Source organism: Pseudomonas sp. B21128, from assembly GCF_044218865.1.
GTDB classification, from domain to species: Bacteria; Pseudomonadota; Gammaproteobacteria; order Pseudomonadales; family Pseudomonadaceae; genus Aquipseudomonas; species Aquipseudomonas iridis.
On the sequence record NZ_CP162590.1, the window covers coordinates 2,013,101 to 2,034,483 of the forward strand.

17 protein-coding genes are annotated in these 21,383 nt (G+C 58.8%); 5 read left to right on the top strand and 12 right to left on the bottom strand.

Translation table 11 applies throughout. The features are described 5' to 3' along the window. Window positions 1-153 precede the first annotated feature (153 nt). Window positions 154-3,639 carry a hypothetical protein gene (locus AB4P91_RS08935; protein WP_216311388.1) on the bottom strand — a complete coding sequence of 1,162 codons (3,486 nt, stop codon included), beginning with the start codon at window positions 3,637-3,639 and terminating at the stop codon, window positions 154-156. A 1,278-nt stretch (window positions 3,640-4,917) separates the two neighbouring features. Here AB4P91_RS08935 and AB4P91_RS08940 point away from each other — a divergent pair. Continuing rightward, the gene (locus AB4P91_RS08940; protein WP_395604644.1) at window positions 4,918-6,123 is read left to right on the top strand and encodes an acyltransferase family protein; all 1,206 of its coding nucleotides are present in this window, start codon (window positions 4,918-4,920) and stop codon (window positions 6,121-6,123) included. 76 nt (window positions 6,124-6,199) lie between these two features. On the opposite strand, the gene AB4P91_RS08945 is transcribed toward AB4P91_RS08940, so the two are convergent. From AB4P91_RS08945 to AB4P91_RS08975, 7 genes are all read right to left on the bottom strand, one after another. Continuing rightward, entirely contained in the window at window positions 6,200-7,357 is a 1,158-nt protein-coding gene (locus tag AB4P91_RS08945) for a glutathionylspermidine synthase family protein (RefSeq protein ID WP_395604645.1), read from the bottom strand. A gap of 2 nt (window positions 7,358-7,359) precedes the next feature. Beyond that, window positions 7,360-8,058, bottom strand: a complete 699-nt coding sequence (locus AB4P91_RS08950) for a DUF1190 domain-containing protein (protein WP_395604646.1) — start codon at window positions 8,056-8,058, stop codon at window positions 7,360-7,362. Window positions 8,059-8,075: 17 nt separating this feature from the next. Next, a complete protein-coding gene (locus tag AB4P91_RS08955) occupies window positions 8,076-8,501 on the bottom strand; it encodes a DUF350 domain-containing protein (RefSeq protein ID WP_395604647.1) in 426 nt (141 codons plus the stop codon). Between the two features lie 15 nt (window positions 8,502-8,516). Continuing rightward, complete coding sequence (locus AB4P91_RS08960; RefSeq protein ID WP_395604648.1) at window positions 8,517-9,167, bottom strand: DUF2491 family protein; 651 nt, start codon at window positions 9,165-9,167, stop codon at window positions 8,517-8,519. 210 nt (window positions 9,168-9,377) lie between these two features. Further along, a complete protein-coding gene (locus tag AB4P91_RS08965; protein ID WP_042561322.1) occupies window positions 9,378-10,076 on the bottom strand; it encodes a PspA/IM30 family protein in 699 nt (232 codons plus the stop codon). 17 nt (window positions 10,077-10,093) lie between these two features. Next, a complete protein-coding gene (locus AB4P91_RS08970) occupies window positions 10,094-10,675 on the bottom strand; it encodes a YjfI family protein (RefSeq protein WP_395604649.1) in 582 nt (193 codons plus the stop codon). Window positions 10,676-10,916: 241 nt separating this feature from the next. Beyond that, window positions 10,917-11,471, bottom strand: a complete 555-nt coding sequence (locus AB4P91_RS08975) for a cysteine hydrolase family protein (protein WP_339479192.1) — start codon at window positions 11,469-11,471, stop codon at window positions 10,917-10,919. Between the two features lie 101 nt (window positions 11,472-11,572). Between AB4P91_RS08975 and AB4P91_RS08980 the strand changes: the two genes are divergently transcribed. The 3 genes from AB4P91_RS08980 to AB4P91_RS08990 all read left to right on the top strand — a co-directional run bounded on the left by AB4P91_RS08980 (window position 11,573) and on the right by AB4P91_RS08990 (window position 14,712). Then, complete coding sequence (locus AB4P91_RS08980; protein WP_395604650.1) at window positions 11,573-12,553, top strand: GlxA family transcriptional regulator; 981 nt, start codon at window positions 11,573-11,575, stop codon at window positions 12,551-12,553. 301 nt (window positions 12,554-12,854) lie between these two features. Continuing rightward, the gene (locus AB4P91_RS08985) at window positions 12,855-13,964 is read left to right on the top strand and encodes a DUF3182 family protein (RefSeq protein WP_395604651.1); all 1,110 of its coding nucleotides are present in this window, start codon (window positions 12,855-12,857) and stop codon (window positions 13,962-13,964) included. After that, window positions 13,954-14,712 (top strand): S9 family peptidase, encoded by a 759-nt coding sequence (locus AB4P91_RS08990; RefSeq protein ID WP_042561317.1) that lies wholly within the window; start codon window positions 13,954-13,956, stop codon window positions 14,710-14,712. The genes AB4P91_RS08985 and AB4P91_RS08990 overlap by 11 nt, the downstream gene beginning before the upstream one ends. A gap of 111 nt (window positions 14,713-14,823) precedes the next feature. Here AB4P91_RS08990 and AB4P91_RS08995 read toward each other — a convergent pair whose 3' ends face one another. From AB4P91_RS08995 to AB4P91_RS09010, 4 genes are read right to left on the bottom strand one after another with little or no spacing between them, the layout of a single operon-like run. Continuing rightward, complete coding sequence (locus AB4P91_RS08995) at window positions 14,824-15,810, bottom strand: lysylphosphatidylglycerol synthase domain-containing protein (RefSeq protein WP_395604652.1); 987 nt, start codon at window positions 15,808-15,810, stop codon at window positions 14,824-14,826. Beyond that, on the bottom strand, window positions 15,807-17,081 hold the full coding sequence (gene clsB / locus AB4P91_RS09000; protein WP_150595184.1) for a cardiolipin synthase ClsB: 1,275 nt from the start codon (window positions 17,079-17,081) through the stop codon (window positions 15,807-15,809). The genes AB4P91_RS08995 and clsB overlap by 4 nt, the downstream gene beginning before the upstream one ends. Next, a complete protein-coding gene (locus AB4P91_RS09005; protein WP_150598146.1) occupies window positions 17,078-17,875 on the bottom strand; it encodes an endonuclease/exonuclease/phosphatase family protein in 798 nt (265 codons plus the stop codon). The genes clsB and AB4P91_RS09005 overlap by 4 nt, the downstream gene beginning before the upstream one ends. Next, window positions 17,872-18,798 carry a DUF72 domain-containing protein gene (locus tag AB4P91_RS09010; RefSeq protein ID WP_395604653.1) on the bottom strand — a complete coding sequence of 309 codons (927 nt, stop codon included), beginning with the start codon at window positions 18,796-18,798 and terminating at the stop codon, window positions 17,872-17,874. The genes AB4P91_RS09005 and AB4P91_RS09010 overlap by 4 nt, the downstream gene beginning before the upstream one ends. Before the next feature lie 356 nt (window positions 18,799-19,154). Here AB4P91_RS09010 and AB4P91_RS09015 point away from each other — a divergent pair, with 356 nt between their 5' ends. Continuing rightward, window positions 19,155-21,266: a mechanosensitive ion channel family protein gene (locus AB4P91_RS09015; protein ID WP_150595187.1), complete on the top strand. Its 2,112-nt coding sequence runs from the start codon at window positions 19,155-19,157 to the stop codon at window positions 21,264-21,266. The last annotated feature ends 117 nt before the right edge of the window (window positions 21,267-21,383 follow it).

The following is a 21,383-nucleotide window of genomic DNA, read 5'->3' on the forward strand; positions in this document are numbered from 1 at the left end:
TTGGCAGCATTGGGTCGAATGTAGCCCTCATAGAAAGGGCCGCTTCTGGCCGATTGCCGCCCGTCACGAACGGCAGAAATCGGCCAGGAGCGGTCACTGACAAAAAAATCAGGGCCAGCCCAGACAGCATTTTCTACGGTAACTTGAGGCTGATTAATGCCGGACAGAGCCGTCCTCGTTGATCAAGCGCTCGCCCCTCGTAGCCTCTACCAAGCGAACAAACCAAAACCAGCAATCCTCACGGCTATGAGGTACTGCATCAATAATTTGGAGGACCTCCTCACGCGAGTATGCTCTCAGCATATCCGCGACATGATGCAGGTCATGCCATTTAGGTGAACACGTGAGGACGCGTTCGAGAAGGTTCTCATGCGCGGCACGATGCAGGGGATTCGCCGTCGCGGCTAGTCGGTAGAGCAAACTTTCTTGGTCGATATCGCTCGATGCAATGCATCGTCGGAGAGCATCGATAGGAAACAAATCAAAGCTCTCGGCGAATACTTGTGGAATGAGCACGGCGAGGGCAGGCACGGCAAGCATGCGATCCAGCAGCGGAGCATTGTAGGCCGCGACCCCTTTTAACACCGTCAGTACCGCTGCCGCGCGCTTGTCGTCGAGATGATTCACGACATATTCGATGGCTAATTCTGGCGTAAGGGCTAACAACTCTGGTGTGAAATGGTCCTCCCACTGGCTCATCACACAATGAAGCGCGATCCAATCGGGAAAAGGACGCTCGATACCATCAGTCGTCTTTACCACGAGCATATCACCAGATCTCTTTTGCCAGTCCCTATACAGCAAAAGGGCTTGACGGAGGTGATACGCCGAAAGTGCGTTGGGTTGCTCCGCGATAAAACTTACAATGTGGGGAATCCCCATTGGATAGACTCGAGCAATAGCGTTTAGTAAGTCTTGCGTCGCTTTCGGCTGCATTGGACTGCCTAGTCGACGCCAGATCTCGTCGATGAGCGTAACAGGAGCACTCGGAAGCCAGCGCATGTAAGCAAGTGCGGGGATGTGGTGGACACCCGCGAAGGACGGTGGCAATTGTTTGATCAACTCAGGCAGTACTCCCTCGCCATGACGCGCGATTAATACCCGCCAGCCAGCCTCGTCATGACCCGCAGTAATCCAGGCCCGCGCCGTTTCGTCATCAATTTCAGGCGAGAATTTTTTGGCGAGCTTGTGATGATGAGGGGCGCCAGTTGCTAAAGCCACTCGCTGAAAGCGGGCGACCCATGGTGCGCCAAATTCCACGACAGCAAATCCGAGAAGTTCTTGCGCACGTGGCCTCATGGCCGGGAAGTGTGAGAGTAGAAGACCGAACACGTCGTCATCACCGCAACCGACGAGCACTCTGTTGATTTCGATCCACCCGCTGGAATTTAGCTCTACGACAGATTCAATCAAGCGTTCGTATTCGATAGCAATGAACCGAGCCAGGGCTCTGTTGGCGCGTCTTGTTGCGGCTGGCCGAAGTAACCAAGCATGCGAAGCGATGACAGTGTCGAGATGCGGGCGAACCCATTGCGGTACATCGCCACAGCAACCAAGCGCGGTTGCGGCCGCCTCTGCCCAACTTATCTGGCCGTTAGCCGCAACTTGCTCTAGCCAAAGACTCCACTCCGGCCCACCACCTTCGGCAATTGCATCGAGGACGAGACTGCTATTCGGTGCCCCTAGCCAGTCGGCGAGCGTAGCCCGCTGCGCATAAAGGGCTTTTGGGCGGAGGGCTTGCTTCCACTCCGATGGGTACATGCTGGATCGTCCTAGATCAGCGAGCACCTCCAGAGCGGGGCGAAAAAGCTCCGGGCGCCCCCCCTCCAGTGCACCAATGGCGGCGCGATTGCGCACAGCCAAGCGAGGATCTGCCAGAGCGCGGCGAAACGCTTCTGTCAGGGCTGGCACGGGGCGATCTGCACCGCGGCTTATCTCGAGTGCGGCGGCCAGCACTAAATCTTCCCTAACTGTTGCGTTTACGTCGCTGTCTGCTGCGCGTCCACCCGACTGGATAGCCAGGGCATAGCTCTCGCGCGTCCGGAGTGGGTCTATTGCTCGTTCGGCGACAGCGTCGGCCAGAAGGCCGCGTCCGGTGAGCCAACTCCAGTAAAGGTCGTGGCACGGGACTGCCTGACCGCCGCGCTCTAGAATAGTGCCGAGGTTCCTTAGTAGCCTGGCCGGGTCAGTAATTTCCAACTTAGCTGATCGAGTTTGGAGCTCATCCACGAGGCGACCAAATGAACGCGTTCCCGCCAGAGATAGGTCGGACACAGCTCCGGCGAGTGCTTCTGTGAAGCGCTCGGGTAGCCCACGCATAAGGTGCGCATGGAATTGACGCAGGAGGTCGCCAGTCGTCGCAGAGCGTGCGTCCGAAAGAACTTGGATGGCCAAAAGGAGGGGCAGTCTCAGAAGGTCAATCACCGGACTAGGTGGAAGCGCTTCGTCTGGGGTTGCGGCTGCAACTGCGCGCTCTACCCGGTCGGGCGGGAGCAGATCGAGGTTCCACTGCTTAAGGGTGCTGTCGTCCATGTCAGCGAATTTAGCCGTCGCAACTAGGCGTGCGCTTCTTAGAGCGCGCAGCGCGCGTCGCTTCTCACCTACCTTTGTAGTGCCCGCGAATTCGGACCAGCTGTCGACGAAAATACAAATTCGTGGATCTTGGAACAAAGTAGATAATTTGACTCCCGGAGCCGCCTCCGTGACCATCTCCTCTAGATCGTGCCAACCTGTCGCTTGTCCCGCCGGAAGATAGAGCGGGATGATCGTGCCGGCTGCGAGCAACTTATTTGCTGCGTGCCAGAGAGCATGCGTCTTGCCTGAGCCAGGCTGACCGACGATGAGGTGTTTTTTTTCTGGGAGCCCAATGAGATCTAATAAAGATGCGCTCGTGGGAACGCCATTCGACTTGATTTCGGTGAGACGGGGCTCCACTGAGAATGCGTCCACAAGGGCGTCCCTGGCTGAGGACTTGGCTCCAGGGAATAGCAGGTCGATCGATGGCGGTGCGCCAGTCTCAACTAGCACCTCCGCCAAGTCGCGTAACTCTTTAATGGACAGCGCAGTGCTTGGTCGTTCGGAGCGCTCACCCAATATGTCTACGGCGACGCTTGACGGAATTGCGATTGAGGTCGCGCGCTCTAGACAAGCCAGAAGCTGTGTTCCGTTTAAGCAACGCGGATTCGGGCCGAGCGCACAAGCAACGGCATCGCGGAACACAGCATCGTATGCGCGATGTGCCATGTCTGTGGTTGACCGGAGCTGATGTCGGCGATTCACGATAGCGCGGCGATTGCTCTCCTCAAGAGAGCGCCATTCCAGTGCGCCGCACGCAAAGACCATTGGACTGAAAAGCTCAGCTCTAAGCTGCTCGGGAGGGCTATTTCTTACAAAGGTTCGAAGCTCCTCAGAAAGCGCCCGCTGAAGAAGAGCTACGCGAAGCTCTTCAACGCCACCTCCGGAAGCAGCCGCTTCCCACGCGGTCAGGCCGGCCACGCCGGAAGGCAACGCATTCTTCCGTTCCTGTGCGATGCGCGATGTGGTCAGAAATACGAACCTTACTTCGCGGCCAGGATTGCAGGCCCGCAGCCTGTGCAGAGACTCAATTGCTGCCAGTACATCTGGCGAGTTCAGCGTCACAGCCCCGGACTCGCGCGTGTCCTTCACCTGCGTGGCCCTCAGAACATCATCCATCCTACCCGGCTCACGGAGAAGCTCGGTGAAGTCCTCGGCGACCTCTAGGTAGAGGTCATCGTCTACGCTCAGCTCCAGCCACGCGGCAGCCGAAGCGTGGAGCTGGTAGACATATCCACGAAGCGAGGCAGTTGCTTGCCGGATCAAGTCTTCTGGTGGAACGCTCCAAACCTGAGAAGGGTTCCCGAAAACAGAAATGGGTGTGATCGACATGGGTTTGGCTCTGGGCAAAGCAGCGAAGTGCGGCACGCTGCGCAGTATCGAAGTGGCTAGATACTAAACCAGATATGCAATTGGCTCTCGACTTTGACGGTACATTCCCTGTACAGATCCAGAGCATACTAGGGACTGGGCTAGAGCCGGGTACCTGCCGATCTCGGGGTATCGGTCTGATCAGAACTATGCGAAGTTTCGTAAGGGATTCGGGGGGAAAACCACAATGCTCATTCTGCCGAACTTTGGTCGCCGGCCTTGGGTGACTGCTATTGGCCGATATTTGCCTGTCACCTCATGAGGTCGGATTGACCAGTTGCGGAATACCGAGCAGGTTGCGAGGCGGGTGCCCATTTTCATTTTCAAGTTTTTGTTGACGATCCCGCGTCCTCTGTTAAAAATATAAATGCTTGCTAGCCGGTCTTGAGATCGGCTAACTCGGTAGAACGCTGGTCTACTCAAATAAACAGCCACCCAACCTTCGCATCACCCGCATCGCTAAACTACCCATCGGGATCCTTCCCATGGTGCGTCTCCCTTTTTTCAAGGAGAGTCGCTTCATTGACCTATCCCACCTATCCCCATCACCGCCACGTCTCATACGCAAGACGAGATGTAAACAAATACGCGTGAATGATCCGATTTATTGACAAAAAACTGAACAGAAGTGCTGTTTATGCAGCTTACTTATTGTTTTAGAAGGATAAATCGCAATGCTTGCTGTTTTAAGGTAGGCATAACCGTTTTGATTTGTGTCCTGAATCGCTCCGGATTTAGTCTCAGAACCCCCGCATTGCGGGGGTTTTGTCGTTTTGGCAGGGCTGAAAGTGGCGGACGCTCCATGAGGTGACCGAACGGTCCCGGCGATTGCGGCAGTAAAGTTTTGTGCTGAGCCTTGAAGGCGGGGCCAAGCCGATCCATGATCCGTCCCGGCGACTGACGATCCAGTCGATTTTCTGCAAGAACAGATCCCCCGGTGTAGGGGCTGTTCCATAACAACAAGAGAAACCCATGAGCAGTAGCAAGAACAAGGAAATCGAGTACCTGCGCGGCGTGGCGATCCTGATGACGGTTTTGGCTCACCTCACTCTGATGTTGCCGTTCCATGCAGGGTTCTTTGGGAGTTTGCTGAATGTGTACTCACCCTGGTCAGGGGTGGATCTGTTTTTCTGTATTTCCGGTTACGTGGTCAGCAAGGCCTATCTCGATTACTTTGACAAGCATCGCGAACAGAACCGGTTCGGCGTTGCCGCTACTTCTTTCTGGATCCGTCGGGCTTATCGTCTGCTGCCCACCGCGTGGCTATGGGTGCTGATACCGCTGGCGTTCTCGATCTTCTTCAACCAGTCGAATGCATTCCAGTCGTGGTTCGAGAACCTGCGCAGCTTTACCGCAGTCGCTACATTCTCGGGCAATCTGGCAAACCAGTATGGCGTGCTGCTGGGGCCGAATTCGGTGTACTGGAGCCTGGCGCTGGAAGAGCAGTTCTACTTTATCTTCCCGCTGTTCCTGTTGCTGATCACCTCTACGCGCTGGCGGGTAATCGCCTTGATCGCGCTGATTGCCGTGCAGTTTCCTCTGGATCGCAATGGCTTTGGCGCGCCACCCGCCCCGATGCTTTTCTCGTTCCGGCTGGACGCGATGATGTGGGGCATTCTGTTGTGCCTGTTCACGCGCACGTCCCTGTACAAGCAAATCGAGCCTGTGGCGCTGGGCGACAGCCTGTTCAAGCGACTGGGCATCACGCTGTTTCTGTTTTACATGCTTGGCGCCATTGCCGGCCAGATGATCTCCATGCCGATCGCGGTCGGGTTGATTGCGCTGAATGCATTGATCCTGGTCTGGCTCTCCAGTTATCAAAAAGGCTACATCTACTGCCCGGCGATGTTGAGCGGGTTCGGACAATGGCTGGGGTCGCGCTCCTATGCGTTGTACGTCATCCACATGTTCGCCTACCACTTGAGCACTGAAATCTGGAGCCGCGTGGCTAGCGAGCGAGGCGTGGTGCTGGGCCCAGAGTTCACGGTGCAAATGGTGCTCACCGCATTGGCGATCATGGCCGTGTGCAGTGAGTTGAACTACCGCTTCGTCGAGACGCCACTGCGCCGTCGGGGGGCGGAAATCTCGCGTCGCAGAATGGCCAGCATCGGCACCCACGAGGCGCACAAGGAAACGCCTCTGGCGCATACGCCGGCTCGCTCTACCGAGCTTTCATAACCGGGCCAGAAACGAAAAACCCGTAGCGCTTTAACGCTACGGGTTTTTTGTTGCTGAAAATGTGCGCTTTAACGGCTCAGTCCAGGATCAGGTGCGGCAGGAACCGGCTCGAATCCTTGGTAATCAGACTATTGTCCTCGCGCACACCAATCCCGGCCGCTTGGTCACCAATGACCCAGGAGCCGATCAGCGTGTAGCTGTCGTCGAACTTCGGCAATGGCGCAAATTCCTGCAGGATGAACGGTGCATCGGTGTAAGGCCCGTCTTCTTTGACGATCAGACCGTCCGCGGTTTGCAGCTCGATGTTGGCGCCTTCCCGGGAAAAGTAAGGTTTGCGCACCCAGCCCCTGGGCACTGCGCTGGCCGGATTCGAATCGAGATGTGCCGCGAGCAGATTCGGATGGCCCTTGTGCAACTCCCACAGCAACGGCAACGCGCCTTTGTTCGACAGGATCGCTTTCCACGCCGGCTCGAAAAACTGCGTATCGCACGCAGCAATCGCCGTGCCGAACGGCTCGTGGAAGATGAACTCCCAGGCATGCAACTTGAACAGGTGCGGGATCCAGCGATCCTGCAGGTCGACGAAACGGCCGTCGGCACTGAGGCCAATGTCCTCGATGTCGATGTGCCGTGATTCGATGCCGACTTTTTCCGCGATCAGGCGCAAGTAGTCCGTGGTGCCCTTGTCTTCAACCGAGTCTTTCATCGAGGCGAAGTAGAACGGCCGTTTGAGCTGCAACTCGGCGAAGGCTTGATGCAGTTTGGTGTCGATGCTGTTGAACTGGTCGGCATGGCTCGGCAGCGTGCCGCGCTCGATGCATTGCTCCAGCCAGCCCCACTGGAACGCCGCCGCTTCGTAGAGGCTGGTCGGCGTGTCGTAGTTGAGCTCCAGCAGTTTTGCCGGACCGTTGCCGTTGTAGGAAAAGTCCATGCGTCCGTACAGATGCGGATGACCTTCCAGCCAGGACGTGCGGATCATGTCGTAGTACGCAGGCGGGATGCTCAGCCGATCAAGCAACGCTTCGCTGCGCACCACGCGGTCGACCAGATCCATGCACATCTCGTGCAGTTCAGTGGTCGGGTCCTCCAGATCATTTTCGATCTGCGCGAGCGTGAACTGGTAGTACGCGCTTTCGTCCCAGTAGGGCTCGTCGTCGATGGTGTGGAACATGAAGCCGAGGCGCTCGGCTGTCTGTTTCCAGTCGGGGCGCTCGGCGCAGTGGATCTTTTTCATGGTCAGCTGCTCGAACGACCGGAACTGCTACCCCAGCCACCCCATCCGCTGCGCGCGCTGGACTGGCTGCCGAAGCCGCCACGGGAAGTCGAGGAGGCGACGTTCACCGGTTTGCTTCTGGTGCTCTCGTAGTCCGGTTGGCTGCGCGGTGCCGATTCGATTTTGCGGTACTGCGTCGAAGTGTTGTAGGTCTGGCGTGTATCGCGGTCGCGGTAAACCGTGCGGTTGGAGTTGTTGCTCATCGCATTGCCGATCAGCCATCCGGTCAACATGCCATTGCCGCCGCCCCCACCACCACCGGAATAGTGCGAAGTGCTTTGGGTCGCGTTGCTGGATGTTGTGTCACCCGCCGGCATCTGCGCGTCGGCGATGGCATCGAGATTTTGCGCGGCTTCACCGGGCTGCGGCACTTTGAAGCCACCGAGTTTCGGCACGAAGCGGCCGTCGGAATTTTTCTGACACCAGTCGGCGGCAAAATCCGCATCGCATTTGGCTTTGTCGTCGTACGCCGGAGCGATGCGTCGGTGCTCGGTCAGGGCCGCAACGTAGGCATTGGAGCAAACATCAGCGGCGACTTCGGCATCGACGCACTGTTCCACGCTCTGGAAATGGCGTGGCTGATCGACTGCCGCCGCTTCGCCAGAGATGGCCATGGCCACCGACGCTGCGAGGGACAATTGAACGTATTTACTTCGTTTCATCTAAGGCTTCCTGCCGATCAGTTGGACGGCGTCATGCACGCAGCGTTGAGCATGCCGACGCTGATCGCTACGGCGGCGACGTAGATGCCAGCAGCGATTTCGCCGTTGGCGATGCGCTGGGAAGTACCTTTGAGCACCAGGGTCGTGCCAAGGAACGCCAGCAGTTGCACCACTGCGGCGATCACCGCCCACACCACGAAGTCGACAACGTTGACCGAAAAGGCAATGACGTTACTGGCGGGAATGGCGAAACCGATGATTGCACCGGCCAGCGCGACGGCAGCGGCCGTGTTGCCGGAACGAATCAGCTCGAACTCTTTGTGCGGAGTGACGCGGGTGTAGACGAATTGAAACAGCATGAACAGCAGCACGGCGCCGATCAGGTAGACGATGAAACCGGTCAACGCGGTCTTGTTAAGGGATACGGCCAGCACTTCCAGCATGGAAAACTTCCTTATTTAAATGGTGCTCAGGTCAGTCGTGTACAACGAGATGCCCAGCGAGGTGCTCAAACTGACGGTGCCTTCTTCATCCTGTTCGACGGAGAACAGCAACAGTTCGCGGCGATCGGTCAGGCCGGTCTCGCGTGCGTAAAGCATCGAGTGGTGGTTGATGGTGTAGCTTTCGTCCACATTGACCACGTGTTCGGTCATCGGCACCAGTTCGGTCTGGCCTTGTTCGGTGCCCCACTCGCGGGTGTATTCGACACCTTCGTGGGTGTAGGTCGGCAGGCCGATCAGGCTGTTGGGGCCGGCCAGGCGCTGCAGTTCGGCATCGCTGTTGACGGTCACGTACGTGAGGTAGTTGAACAGCGTGACCGATTCGATCTGGTCATCGCCGGTGACGTGGATCTGCACCCAGAAATCCTCGTCATTCATGTAATAGCGGTGCAGCTTGTTGGACTGGCCGAGATCGACCCACCCTGCGCTCCAGACCGCCTGATCGAAGGGCACACGCACCGAAGTCGAACCATCGAGCAGCAACGAAAGGGTCGAATCGAACCTGACACCCTTGCCTTGCTCCATGCCGAGTGGGCCGCTGGCAACGGTTGGCGTTGGCGCAGCGGTCTGCCAGTTGCTGGTGCCCAGCAAATCTTTAAACCATCCCATGGGTACGTTCCTTGAAGCGGGTGGAGGTGTTCGTTGGCAAAAAAACGTCGCTAGTGTACCGGGCTGCGTGGTGAACGAGCAGAAGGATTTGAAGCCGATAAACCCTGTGGGAGCGAGCCTGCTCGCGAATGGTGCGTGTCAGTCAACGTAGATGTCGACGGGTACACCGCTTTCGCGAGCAGGCTCGCTCCCACAGGTTTGGCGCAGTGTTTACTGAGCGGATTTCTGCTTCAGGCGCTCGAGGATCGCATTGGCGCTGCCCTCGTTCGGCGTGATACCGGCGTCGCGCAGTTTGCGGTCCAGATCGTTGCCGGTCGCGGCATCAGCCAGTTCGTCCGCGGCGCTCAGTTCGGCAGCACGCTGCTGCTGTTTGGCTTGCAGACGGTTCAAGGTGCCGACTGCGGTTTCCAGTTTGCCGTTGGCACCGCCGCTGGCGATGGACGCGCTGACCTGGGCTTTTTGCACGCTGTCACGGGCCTTGGCCATGTCGACTTGCTGGCGCAGGCTTTTGATCCGCGATTCGGCCTTGTTGATGTCTTTGCGCATGTTGGCGGCGTAGGTGCCGAACTCGTCGCTTTGTTTCTTCTCGACATCCAGGTCGTTGGTCAGGGTCGAAATCGCTTCGGCCACTTCCAGGGCCAGGTCTTCACGGCCGGCGTTCAGGGCCGAGACAGCCTTGGCTTCCAGATCCTTGATCTTGGCGTCGTACTCGCTCACGCGGTCAGCAGCCAGTTTGTGTTTGGCCATGATGGTGACCAGTTCACGACGGGCGTTCGACAGCGCGGTATCGGCGTCGCGAATTTCCTGATCGAGGATGCGCAAGGCCTGTTGGTCAACGATGCTTTCGCCGACTTCACTGGCGCCGCCGCGCAGTGCGGTGAACAACTTGCTCCAGATGGACTGAGTCATTGGATATTCCCTGTTGATTACTTGAAGAAGTGTTCGAAGGCTTCGCTCGCGCGCTGCACGTTGTCGACCAGGGTTTTCACCTCGGTGACCACGTTGGTCAGGCTCGAGTCGGCGCTCAGTGCGCCAAACATGTTGTAAACGGTCTGGCCGTTAGGCATCGACTCGATACCGATCGACGACAGCGGAAACATTTCCCGGCTGCGCAATACGGCGTCGTTGAAGGCCTGGACGTCAATGATCGAATCGCTGTCCACCAGCACGGTGTCGACGATGATCTGCTGACCGGCCAGGGCGATGTGAATCGGCAGGCCGCCGAAATCGTTCATTTCCAGCTTGATGCTGGGCTCGGAGCTCTGGATCAGAGACAGCGTGATCTCTTGCGAAGCCACCTCGTCCAGTGCCTTGAGGGCGTTGAAGAGGCTATCGATGTTCCAGTTGTTGCCTGCGCTCATGTAATTCTCCGACATGAATGAGCCAGCCAGAATCGGTTGGCGTAGCTGTTGCTCCATCTGCTTGAGCAAGCTTCGGTTTTCGGGAAGCACCCAAGTTTCGTGTTTCACATAACCGGCGGCAGCCAGGCCCGCGCGCATCTGCTTCATGTAGAAACTCGACGGTTTTTTTGCGGACGGTTTCGACCGCTCTCCCTTTGGGCTTTCTGATGCAACAGTGGGGGAGCGGCTTTTCATGGCAGTGACTCGGTTATGAATGTCTCACGCGTGAGCCACACTACAACCAATTCAAAATGCCATCAATGACTCACGCGTGAGATTTTCATGGCAAGCGAAAAAAGGCCCGCAGCGAGGCGGGCCTTGTTGTTGAGAAGTATCGCGCTGCAGGGTTTTAACGATTGGCGGCGAGGAATTCGTCGGTGGACACCACACTGGCGTAAGCAAAACCCAGCGCCGACATGAACGCGGCGTGGACGTGCGCCGCCGGTACGGTGAGACCGTTGAACTCCAGATCACGGCTGGCGCAGGCGTCGTGGATCACCGTGACGCTGTAACCCATATCGGCCGCCGCACGGGTGATGCCGTCGACGCACATGTGACTCATGCTGCCGACCACCACTAATTCCTTGATGCCCTGTTCTTCCAGAATCGATTGCAGTTCGGTTTCGCGGAACGAGTTGACGAAATGCTTGAGCACCACGGGTTCGTCGGCGCGGTTGAGTACTTTCGGATGCAGCTTCGCGCCGTCGGAACCTGGCGTAAAAAACGGGGCCTCGGGGGAGGTGAATTCGTGGCGGATATGGATCACCGAGTCCCCCGCATCACGGAACGCGGCGATCAGTTGGACGGCATTGTCGGCAGCGGCGTCGGCACCGACCAGCGGCCACTTGCCTTGGGGGAAGTAGTCGTTCTGGATATCGACTACGATGAGCGCTTGCTTGGCCATGGGTGTGTCCTTGAAGGATGGGTTGAAAGTGGCTTCAGTATTGGCGCTGGCCGGTGATTCGAGGATTGGCCGCACCGACAATAGACAGGGGAAAACTGACAATGGGCGCAGAAAGGGCCGCCGTGGCTGAAATCGGTGTGCTGATTTATCCCGGCGCGCAGATGGCGGCGGTGCATGGTTTGACTGATCTGTTCGCGGTGGCCAACCGGATCGCTGGCGAGCATCAGGCTGCGCAATTGCCGCTGTTGCGCGTCAGCCATTGGCAGGTCGAAGGTGACCAGCCACCGGTGCGGGTTTACGACAGCCTTCCCGGCACCGAAAGCCATTTGCTGGCGGTGCTGATACCGCCCTCGATCGGCGGATTTTCTGCGTCACACATGCCCGCCGCTCTGGCACCGTGGCTGCGCGAGCAACACGCCCGTGGTGCGACGCTCGGCGGGGTTTGCGTAGGCTCACTGATGCTCGCCGAAAGCGGTCTGCTCGACGGCCGCAGCGCGACCACCCACTGGACCTCGACCAAGGCATTCTCCGAGCGTTATCCGAAGATCAGGCTCAAGGCCGACACGCCGATTGTCGATGACGGCGACCTGATCACCACGGCCGGTTTGATGGCGTGGTCGGAGCTGGGGTTGCGGCTTGTCGATCGCCTGCTCGGGCCAAGTATCGCCACCGCCACGGCGCGGTTTCTGGTGGTGGAACACAGCGACAGCGCCAGCGAGTGCGGAAGTAATTTCGCGCCGATCCTCAGTCATGGCGATGCAGCGATTCTCAAGGTGCAGCACTGGTTGCAAGGCACCGGCGCGACGGATGTTTCGCTGACCGCGATGGCCGAGCGGGCAGGGCTGGAGGAGCGCACGTTTCTGCGTCGGTTTCGTGCGGCGACCGGGTTGAAACCGACCGAATATTGCCAGCACCTGCGGGTGGGCAAAGCGCGGGAGATGCTCGAGTTCACCAATGGCACGATCGACCATATCGCGTGGACGGTGGGGTATCAGGATCCGGGGGCATTTCGTGCGATCTTCAAGAAGATCACCGGGCTGGCGCCGAGTGAGTATCGGGGCCGGTTTGGTTTGGCCGGTTGATCAGAGACTGTCTGGATCCCTGTGGGAGCGGGCTTGCCGGCGATCCGGTCTTACAGTTGGGCAAGTCGCTGGCTGAGCCGTCGCAATCTCTGGCCAGCCAGCTTCCACAGGGTTATCTGCAAAGCGTTGGGATCGTGCAATTTGCCGGGAATTTGTGAGCCGTCGTGCAGATTGAAACGATCGCAGTGCCATCACGGTTTTAGCAAATCATTGATTCTTCGAGGATTTCCATGCTTTTGCCGTTGGCCTGATCTCTGCACCTATCCTGTCCACATTCATCGGACTGCCTGAAGGGGGATGCATGACACCGAAACCCCGCAAAAAAACCGTGGTTGCCCACTCAGTTCGCGCCGATGCGCCGCAGCACGAGGTGGAGACCAACAAGGCCTTGGCGCGCTGGCTGGCGCAGATTCTCGGGTTAAAATTCGGCGGCACTTATGACCCCGCGAAACATCGCGGCAGTGACCTGTATCTGTTGCCGACGCAAACCCTTGTCGGCGCCGCCAACGCGCAGGCACTTGGGGTAGAAGGCCCCGATGACTTGTGGGGCGGCTACGTCGAATACGACTTCATCTGCACCAAAGCCATCAGCCACGGCCTGCGCAGTCATCTGGGCCACGCACCGCAAGGCTGGTCGCCGCTGTTCTCTGAACGCGTGCGCAGCGTGGTGCTTGACGGTCTCAGCGTGTTCGCCTTCGACGATGCGCGGCCTGCTGCCGAGCATTTGTTGTACAGCGGGCCGATCCGTCTGAAGCCGATTCACGCTTGCGCCGGTCGCGGTCAGGAAGTCATAAAAAGTCTCGACGCCTTCGACGAAATTCTCGCTCGACCTGAAGCGCACGCGCTGTTCAGCGAAGGCGTGGTGCTGGAGCAAGACCTGAGCGAGGTCATCACCCACAGCGTCGGCCAGTCATTCATCGGCGACAGCGTGCTCAGTTACTGCGGTGATCAATACTTGACCAAAGATGCTCACGGCGAAGACGTCTACGGCGGCTCGAATCTGCTGGTGGTGCAGGGCGGGTATGAGGATTTGCTGGCGCTGGAATTGCCCGATGACGTGCGTTTGGCCATCGAGCAAGCGCAAGTGTTCGACAGCGCCGCCGATGAGGCCTATCCGCGTTTCTACGCCTCGCGCCGCAACTACGACATCGCCCAAGGGCTGGACAGCAGCGGCCAAACCCGCAGCGGCGTACTGGAACAATCCTGGCGCATGGGCGGCGCCAGCAGCGCAGAAGTGGCGGCACTGCAAAGTTTCGTCAACGACCCCGCAATGCGCGCAATCCGCGTATCTTCAGTGGAAACCTATACTGATCAGCCGCTGCCGGCGGACGCCATCGAGGTGTATCGCGGCCCGGCTGAGAACAGCGAATTTCTCCTCAAATACGTAATGGTCAAATCTTATGACGGCTAGAAGCGAAAGCATTCAAATCGACATTGATGATGAACAGATGAGCGGGACGTTTCTCAGTCCTAAATCGAAGGTGCCGGGGGTGTTGTTTGTCCACGGTTGGGGCGGCAGCCAGGAGCGTGATCTTGAACGGGCGAAAGGGATCGCCGGACTCGGCTGTGTGTGTCTGACCTTCGACTTGCGCGGCCACACTGGCGGCAGCGGAATTTCGCTGAGTCGGGTTACCCGCGAAGACAATCTGCGTGATCTGCTGGCGGCGTACGACCGCTTGCTCTCCCACCCGGCGCTCGACACATCGGCCATCGCCGTGGTTGGCACCAGCTACGGTGGCTACCTTGCGTCGATCCTTACCTCGTTGCGCCCGGTGCGCTGGCTGGCGCTACGGGTGCCGGCGCTGTACCGCGATGAGCAATGGCACACGCCGAAACGCGATCTGGACAAGGCTGACCTGCGCGATTATCGCGGCGCACTGGTTCGCGCCGACAACAACCGTGCACTGCATGCGTGTTCGCAATTCACTGGGGATGTGTTGCTGGTGGAATCGGAAACCGACGATTTCGTGCCGCACGCGACGATCATGAGTTACCGCGCCGCGTGTCAGCAGACGCATTCGCTGACGCACCGGATCATTGATGGCGCGGATCATGCGCTTAGCGAGCCGGTTTCGCAGCAGGCGTACACGTCGATTCTGGTGGACTGGATTACCGAGATGGTCGTTGGCGAGCGGTTGAGCATTATTCAGTCTTCATAGACTGTGGTGTTCTTTCCGGCGCCATTGCTGGCAAGCCAGCTCCCACAGGGGGCGCATTTCAAATGTGGGAGCGAGCCTGCTCGCGAAGAGGCCGGCAGCTGCAAAACAGAGTCAGGACGGTGTTTTCTCGATCCGCAGCGACTTGGCCTTTGCCTCCACAACCAGGTACATCACCAGCGTGATCAGCAGCGGCAACAGGAAATAAATCGCTCGATACGCCAGCAACCCCGCCACCAGGCTGCCTCGCGAGGCCTCGTGTTGCAGCAGCGCCACGAACACGGCTTCCAGTACCCCAAGCCCCGCCGGAATGTGCGTGATAACTCCGGCAATCGCACTGATTAACAGCACGCCAAGCACTAACGGATAATCCAGTTTGCTTGGCAGCAGTGTGAAGATCACTGCGGCCATCAGCGACCAGTTCAACGCGCCGAGCAGCAGTTGCAGCACTGCCATGCGCAGCGATGGCAAGTTGATTTCCACCCCGCGAATCGACCACTCGCGGCGTTTGGAAAACTGGCACGCCGCGAGATAGCCGGCACTGATCAACAGCAACAACACGCCAATCCCCTGCAACGCCGTGCTGCTGATTTTCCAGCCCGGCGGCATGCTCACCAGCCCGCTGCTGAACACCACGCCGGCAATGGTCATGTAGCCGAACCAATTGGTCGCCAGGCTCAGGCCAAGAATCTTGGCGATGTTGCCTTTGCTCACGCCGAGCCGTGAATACAGGCGGTAACGCATGGCGATTCCGCCGACCCAGGCGCTGAGGTTGAGGTTGAACGCGTAGCTGATGATGCCCACCGGCAGAATCTGCTTCCAGGTCAGGTCCTGGCGAATGTAAGTGCGGCCGATCAGGTCGAAGCTGGCGTAGGTCAGAAAACTCACGAGGGTGATGCTGGCGGCGATGATCAGCGCGCGCACCTTGAAATCGGCGAGAGTTTGCAGCACCTCGGCCCATTCGATGCGTGTGGCGAACATCGTCAATAGCACGATCAGCGCGAGAAAGAACACCACCGTCAGCGGACGTTTCCATTTGCTCCAGCGCGAGTGGGTTGCTGGCGCCGAATGGCTGGCGGATGGCGCGTCGGAATGGCTCATGAGCGATCACCTCGAAATGGCTTGAGCCGGGGTTTGTGCGCGGGCAACCAGCCGGCCATGGCCGGAAAGTGCCGCAGGAAGTGGAATACCAAAAAACCCACGGTCATGTGCCAGATGCGTCCGCGCGGCGACTTGGCGGCATCCATGGCTTTGCAGTGGTTTTGGCTGAGGTCTTCGAGACGCTCGAACAGCATTTGATTGAACGCGCGGTCGCGGATCAACACGTTGGCTTCCAGGTTCAGCGACAGGCTCAACGGGTCGAGATTGCTCGAACCGACGGTGCTCCATTCTTCGTCTACCAGTGCGACTTTGCCGTGCAGAGGGCGCTGGCAATATTCGTGAATTTGCACGCCGGCCTTGAGCAGATAGTCATAGGTCATCCGCGCGGCGAGTTTGGCCACCAGCATGTCTGGCTGGCCCTGAAGAATCAGCCTGACATCAACCCCGCGCCGCGCCGCATTACGCATTTCGCGCAGCAAGCGATAGCCGGGGAAAAAGTAAGCGTTGGCGATGACCACGCGATGTTTGGCGCGGCGCAGCACCTGCATATACACATCTTCGATGTCGGTGCTGTGCTGGTCGTTATCGCGAAACACCAGGCGCACCTGGCCGTCGTGATCGGTGAAAGCCATCTCTGCGCGGCGCTGGCGGCGACGTTGCCACCAAAACCTGGCCCGGCCTGGGCGACCACTTTGCAGCAGGGCAAAATGATGGATGTCGGCCACCGCCGGACCCTGCACTTGCACCGAGTAATCCTGCTTGGCTTCAGGGCCGAAATCGGCGAGGTGATCACCGGAAAAATTGATCCCGCCGATGAACGCAACCAAGCCGTCGACTACCACGATTTTGCGGTGCAAACGGCGGAACCAGTTGGTGCGAACTCCGAGGTGTTTAGGGGCCGGGTCGAAGATTTGCAGATGCACGCCGGCATCGCTGAGCGCCGAGAGATAGCCGGTGGATAACTCGCCGCAACCGAAGCCATCGAGGCTGACGGTGGTGCGCACACCGCGCTTGGCGGCGTCGATCAGAATCTCCTGCAATTCGGCGCCAACCTTGTCTTCAAAGACGATGAACGTCTCGAGCAGGATTTCACTCTTCGCCGCTCGCATTGCGGCAAACACGCGGGGGAAATATTCCTCGCCGTTTTCCAGCAGTTCCACGCGGTTGCCGCCCTGCCAGTGATACTCGACATCTACCTGACCCGGCTGGCGCACAGGCGGGTTGATGCTTATCGGTTCCACCGCGGATTTTTCCATCGGTGCGCTGCTCATAGTTCAATCTCCACCGATAACGGGGCGTGGTCGGAAAGGTGTGACCAAGGCCGGTTCGCCAGCACTTTCGGCTGGCTGGCCTTGAGGTTGCGTACATAGATGCGGTCGAGGCGCAGCGTCGGCAAACGTGCTGGAAAACTGCGCGCCGGTTTGCCGTGATGCTCGGCGAACACTTCACGCAGACCGCAGGGTTTGAGCAGCGCATCAGCTCGCTGGCGCCAATCGTTGAAGTCGCCGGCAACAATCACCGGCGCGTCGTCCGGCAGTTCTGCAAGGCGTTGCATTAGCAAGCCCAGTTGCTCGTTGCGATGGCTCTCGCGCAGGCCCAGATGCACGCAGATCGCATGCACCTCTTTGCCGTCGCCGGGCATGCGCAGCACGCAATGCAGCAGGCCTCGGTTTTCGTGACCGCTGATTGAAACGTCGAGATTGTCGTGGCGGATGATCTGGAACTTCGACAGCACGGCATTACCGTGATCGCCATCCGGGTACACCGCATTGCGTCCGTAGGCGAACTGCGGCCAGAGGCTGTCGGCGAGGAATTCGTATTGCGGCATCGTCGGCCAATTGGAGTAGCGTTTGGGGTGGTGCTCGTGAGTGCCGTGCACCTCCTGCAGAAACACCACGTCGGCAGCGACGCTGCGCACCGCTTCACGCAACTCCGGCAGGATGAAACGCCGGTTGAGCGCGGTGAAGCCCTTGTGGGTATTGACCGTCAGCACGGTGAAGCTGCGCACGGATGACTCGGCCTCGGCACCCTCGTCGGTGAAACCGACCGGCTCTGAAATACTCATGCCAGCACTCCTTCGCCCGCGGGCTCACCGGGCGTGGTGGCCAAGTCGTGGTCGAGGTCGAAACGCTGCAGCAAGTTGCGGGCATCGTAGGGCGCGCGGACTTTGATGTCGTTGTCGAAATAGCAGAACACTTCGCGTGACTTGCGTACTCGAGGCTTCAGGCGCGGGGCGATCAGATGGGCATCTGCCGGTTGTTTCCCGTGGTGCCAGGCTTCGATCCGATCCGCCCAACGCTTGAGTGCCGGCGCGCTGTAACCGCTGGCGTAGAGTTCTTCGGCACCGTGCAGGCGCAGGTAGACGAAGTCGCTGGTCACGTCTTCGCGATACGGCCATTTACCGCCGGTATCGGCAATCACCAGCGCGATGTTGTGGCGTTTCAACAGGCGCACGAAGTCGACATCGATGAAGCTGTCATGACGAATTTCCACGGCATGGCGCAGCGGTTTTTTGCGCCAGACTTTCAGGCTGGCGTGGCCATGCAGATGCGAGTCGTGCTGACGGGCGAGGACGGCGGCAGCTTCGGTGTCGTGCGGTAACAGTGCGAGAAAATGCTCGAAACGTTCGGCGTCGAATCTGAAGTTCGGTGGGAACTGCCAAAGGATCGGCCCCAGCTTTTCCTTGAGCTCCAGTACACCTGAGGCGAAGAAATTCGCCAATGGCTTTTCTATCTCGCGCAAGCGGCGGATGTGGGTGATGAAACGCGGCGCCTTCACACTGAAGACGAAGTCGTCGGGCGTTTCGGCGTACCACTGTGCGTAGCGTTCGGGTCGTTGCAGGGCGTAGAACGATCCATTGATCTCTATGCTGTTGACCGCTCGCGAGGCGAACTGCAATTCGCGTTTCTGCGCCAGTCCATCGGGGTAGAAATCCCCGCGCCACGGGGCGTAGCGCCAGCCTGAAATACCGATGTGAATCGTTGCCATGCCGCCCTCCCGTTGAAAGTCCTCGTACAGCCTCTGTCTGTTGATGACTGCGGGCGGTTCGGGAAAGTTTCGGCGGTGTTACGGACGGTAGATCCTATATATGCCTTCAGCACGAAGATCAAGAGCGCTCCCCCTCACCCCAACCCTCTCCCCCAAGGGGGCGAGGGGGAAGGGAGCTGATCTTCATGGTTTTCAAGGTCTGAGTTCGCTGAGAACTCGCAAGTCGGCGTACCTCCAGCACTCAACTCGATCAGTTCCCTCTCCCTCGGGAGAGGGCCAGGGTGAGGGGGCTCTTGAACTTGCCGTGCAATTGCCGATCAGTTCCTTACAGGTTCAGCCAACGGGAGATCGCAGTTTTGATGAAGTTCAGGATCGCCATTCTGCTGGGAGCATTGTTGTTTCTCGGTGCCAGCGAGCTCGAAGCCGCGACACTGCCGGGGTTGCCGGCCGCCACTGAAGAGCCGGCCAAGCCCGAACCGATTGTGCAGGGCGGGTTGCTCGGTGCCATCAGTACGAGCATCGACGACGTACAAGAAAAACTCGACCTCAACGAAAATCTGGTGGATGCCTGGCGCCTGCGCGCCGACCGTGCCGCGAATGAGGTCGACAAACTGGTCAATCACCCGTCGAACCGCTCTGGCTGGAGCGTCGCCGGGGACTTCCTTACACTGTCCGGGGTGTGGCTCGGCACATTCGCCCTGTTGACCGTGCTCGGCAGCCTGTTGGCTAAACGTCTGCGCGAAGGTCGCTGGTTTCGCACGCACCCGCGCTGCCAGGATCTGCTCGGCTATCTGTTGCCCTACACGTTGCCGGCGCTGATCTGCCTGCCGTTGACGCTGTACGTCAGCCATTTCCTGCAAGCGTCGGCAGGGCGTGCGCTGGCCCTGTGTCTGGCTTATGCGACCAGCAGCGGCATTTTTTCCACGTCAATGCTGTTGTGCGTGGTGGTGATGTTCAATGTCGGGCACAAACGCCCGGCGGCAAAAATCATCCGCGATTACTGTCCGCGACCCCTGTTTCTGATCGGCTTTCTGGCTGCGCTCAGTGATGCGTTGACCAGCCCGCAAATCGCGCGGCAATTGGGCGGCAACATCACCAGCAGTATTGCGGTGTTCACCGGATTGATCGCTTCGATCATCTTCGGTTTATTAGTGATTCGCCTGCGCCGCCCGGTGGCGCATCTGATCCGCAATCGTTCGCTGAGCCAGCGTCTGAAACAGCCGTCATTGCAGGAGTCGCTGCGGATTTTTTCCGGGTTGTGGTATTGGCCGATTGTGCTGATGGTGTTGGTGTCGGCGATCAATCTGATCGGCATCGGCGAGGACAATCAAAAGGCCCTGCGCTGCGCGTTGTTCACCACGGTGCTGCTGATCGGGACGGTGTTTTTGAGCACCGTCCTGCAGCACCTGTTCAAGTCGCGAAAGGCCGAGACGATCAAACACAGCAGTGCTTACAAAGAACGTTTCCTGAGCCTTTTGCATGCGTTGCTGCGGATCGTCATCGCCATTGCCTTCATCGATATCCTCGGGCGGATCTGGGGCGTGTCGCTGCTTGATTTCGCGCAGAGCAGCACGGTCGGCCGGGCGATCAGTAATGCCTTGAGCAGCATTGGCCTGATTTTCCTGGTGACGTGGCTGCTGTGGGTGGTGCTCGACACGGCGATTCAAGAAGCACTGAAACCGCCGGTCAGCAAGCGCGGGGCGCGCCAGCCCAGCACCCGGGTAAAAACCATCCTGCCGCTGCTGCGCAATGCGATCAAAATCATCCTCGTGGTGATTTGCGCAATCACCACCATGGCCAATCTGGGCATCAACGTTGCGCCACTGCTGGCCGGTGCCGGGGTGGTCGGTCTGGCCATCGGCTTCGGCTCGCAGCAGTTGGTGCAGGACGTGATCACCGGGTTGTTCATCATCATCGAAGACACGCTGTCGATCGGCGACTGGGTGGTGCTCGACTCCGGGCATGCCGGCACGGTTGAAGGGCTGACCATCCGCACGTTGCGCCTGCGCGACGGCAAGGGCTTTGTGCACTCGGTGCCGTTCGGGCAAATCAAGGCTGTGACCAATCAATCGCGGCAGTTTGCGTTCGCGTTCTTTTCGGTGCAGTTCACCTATGACACGGATGTCGAAAAGGCCATCGAGTTGATTCGCGAGACCGGCGATTCGATCCGCGAAGACCCGTTCCTCAAATACAACCTGCAAGGGCCGCTGGATGTGTTTGGCGTGGACAAGATGGATCTCAACGGCGTGGTGCTCACGGCGCAATTCCGCACGGTGTCCGGCGGGCAATATGCCGTGAGCAGGGCGTTCAATCAGCGTTTGAAGAAGCTTGTGGATAACAGCCCGTCGGTGCACTTCGCGCAGACTTATCCACAGCAGGTTTTGTTGCCGCAACGGCAAGGGGAGGTCGTGCAGGAGGCGCCGCCTGAGAATTCGCCGGTGGTGTTGCCACAGCCTTCTCGGACCTGACAGCAGTGTTGCGCCGGGATTGCAGGCCTCATCGCGGGCAAGCCCGCTCCCACAGTGGTTTATGGTGTGACGGCTATCAAGGCATCACCCAGAAACCTGTGGGAGCGGGCTTGCCCG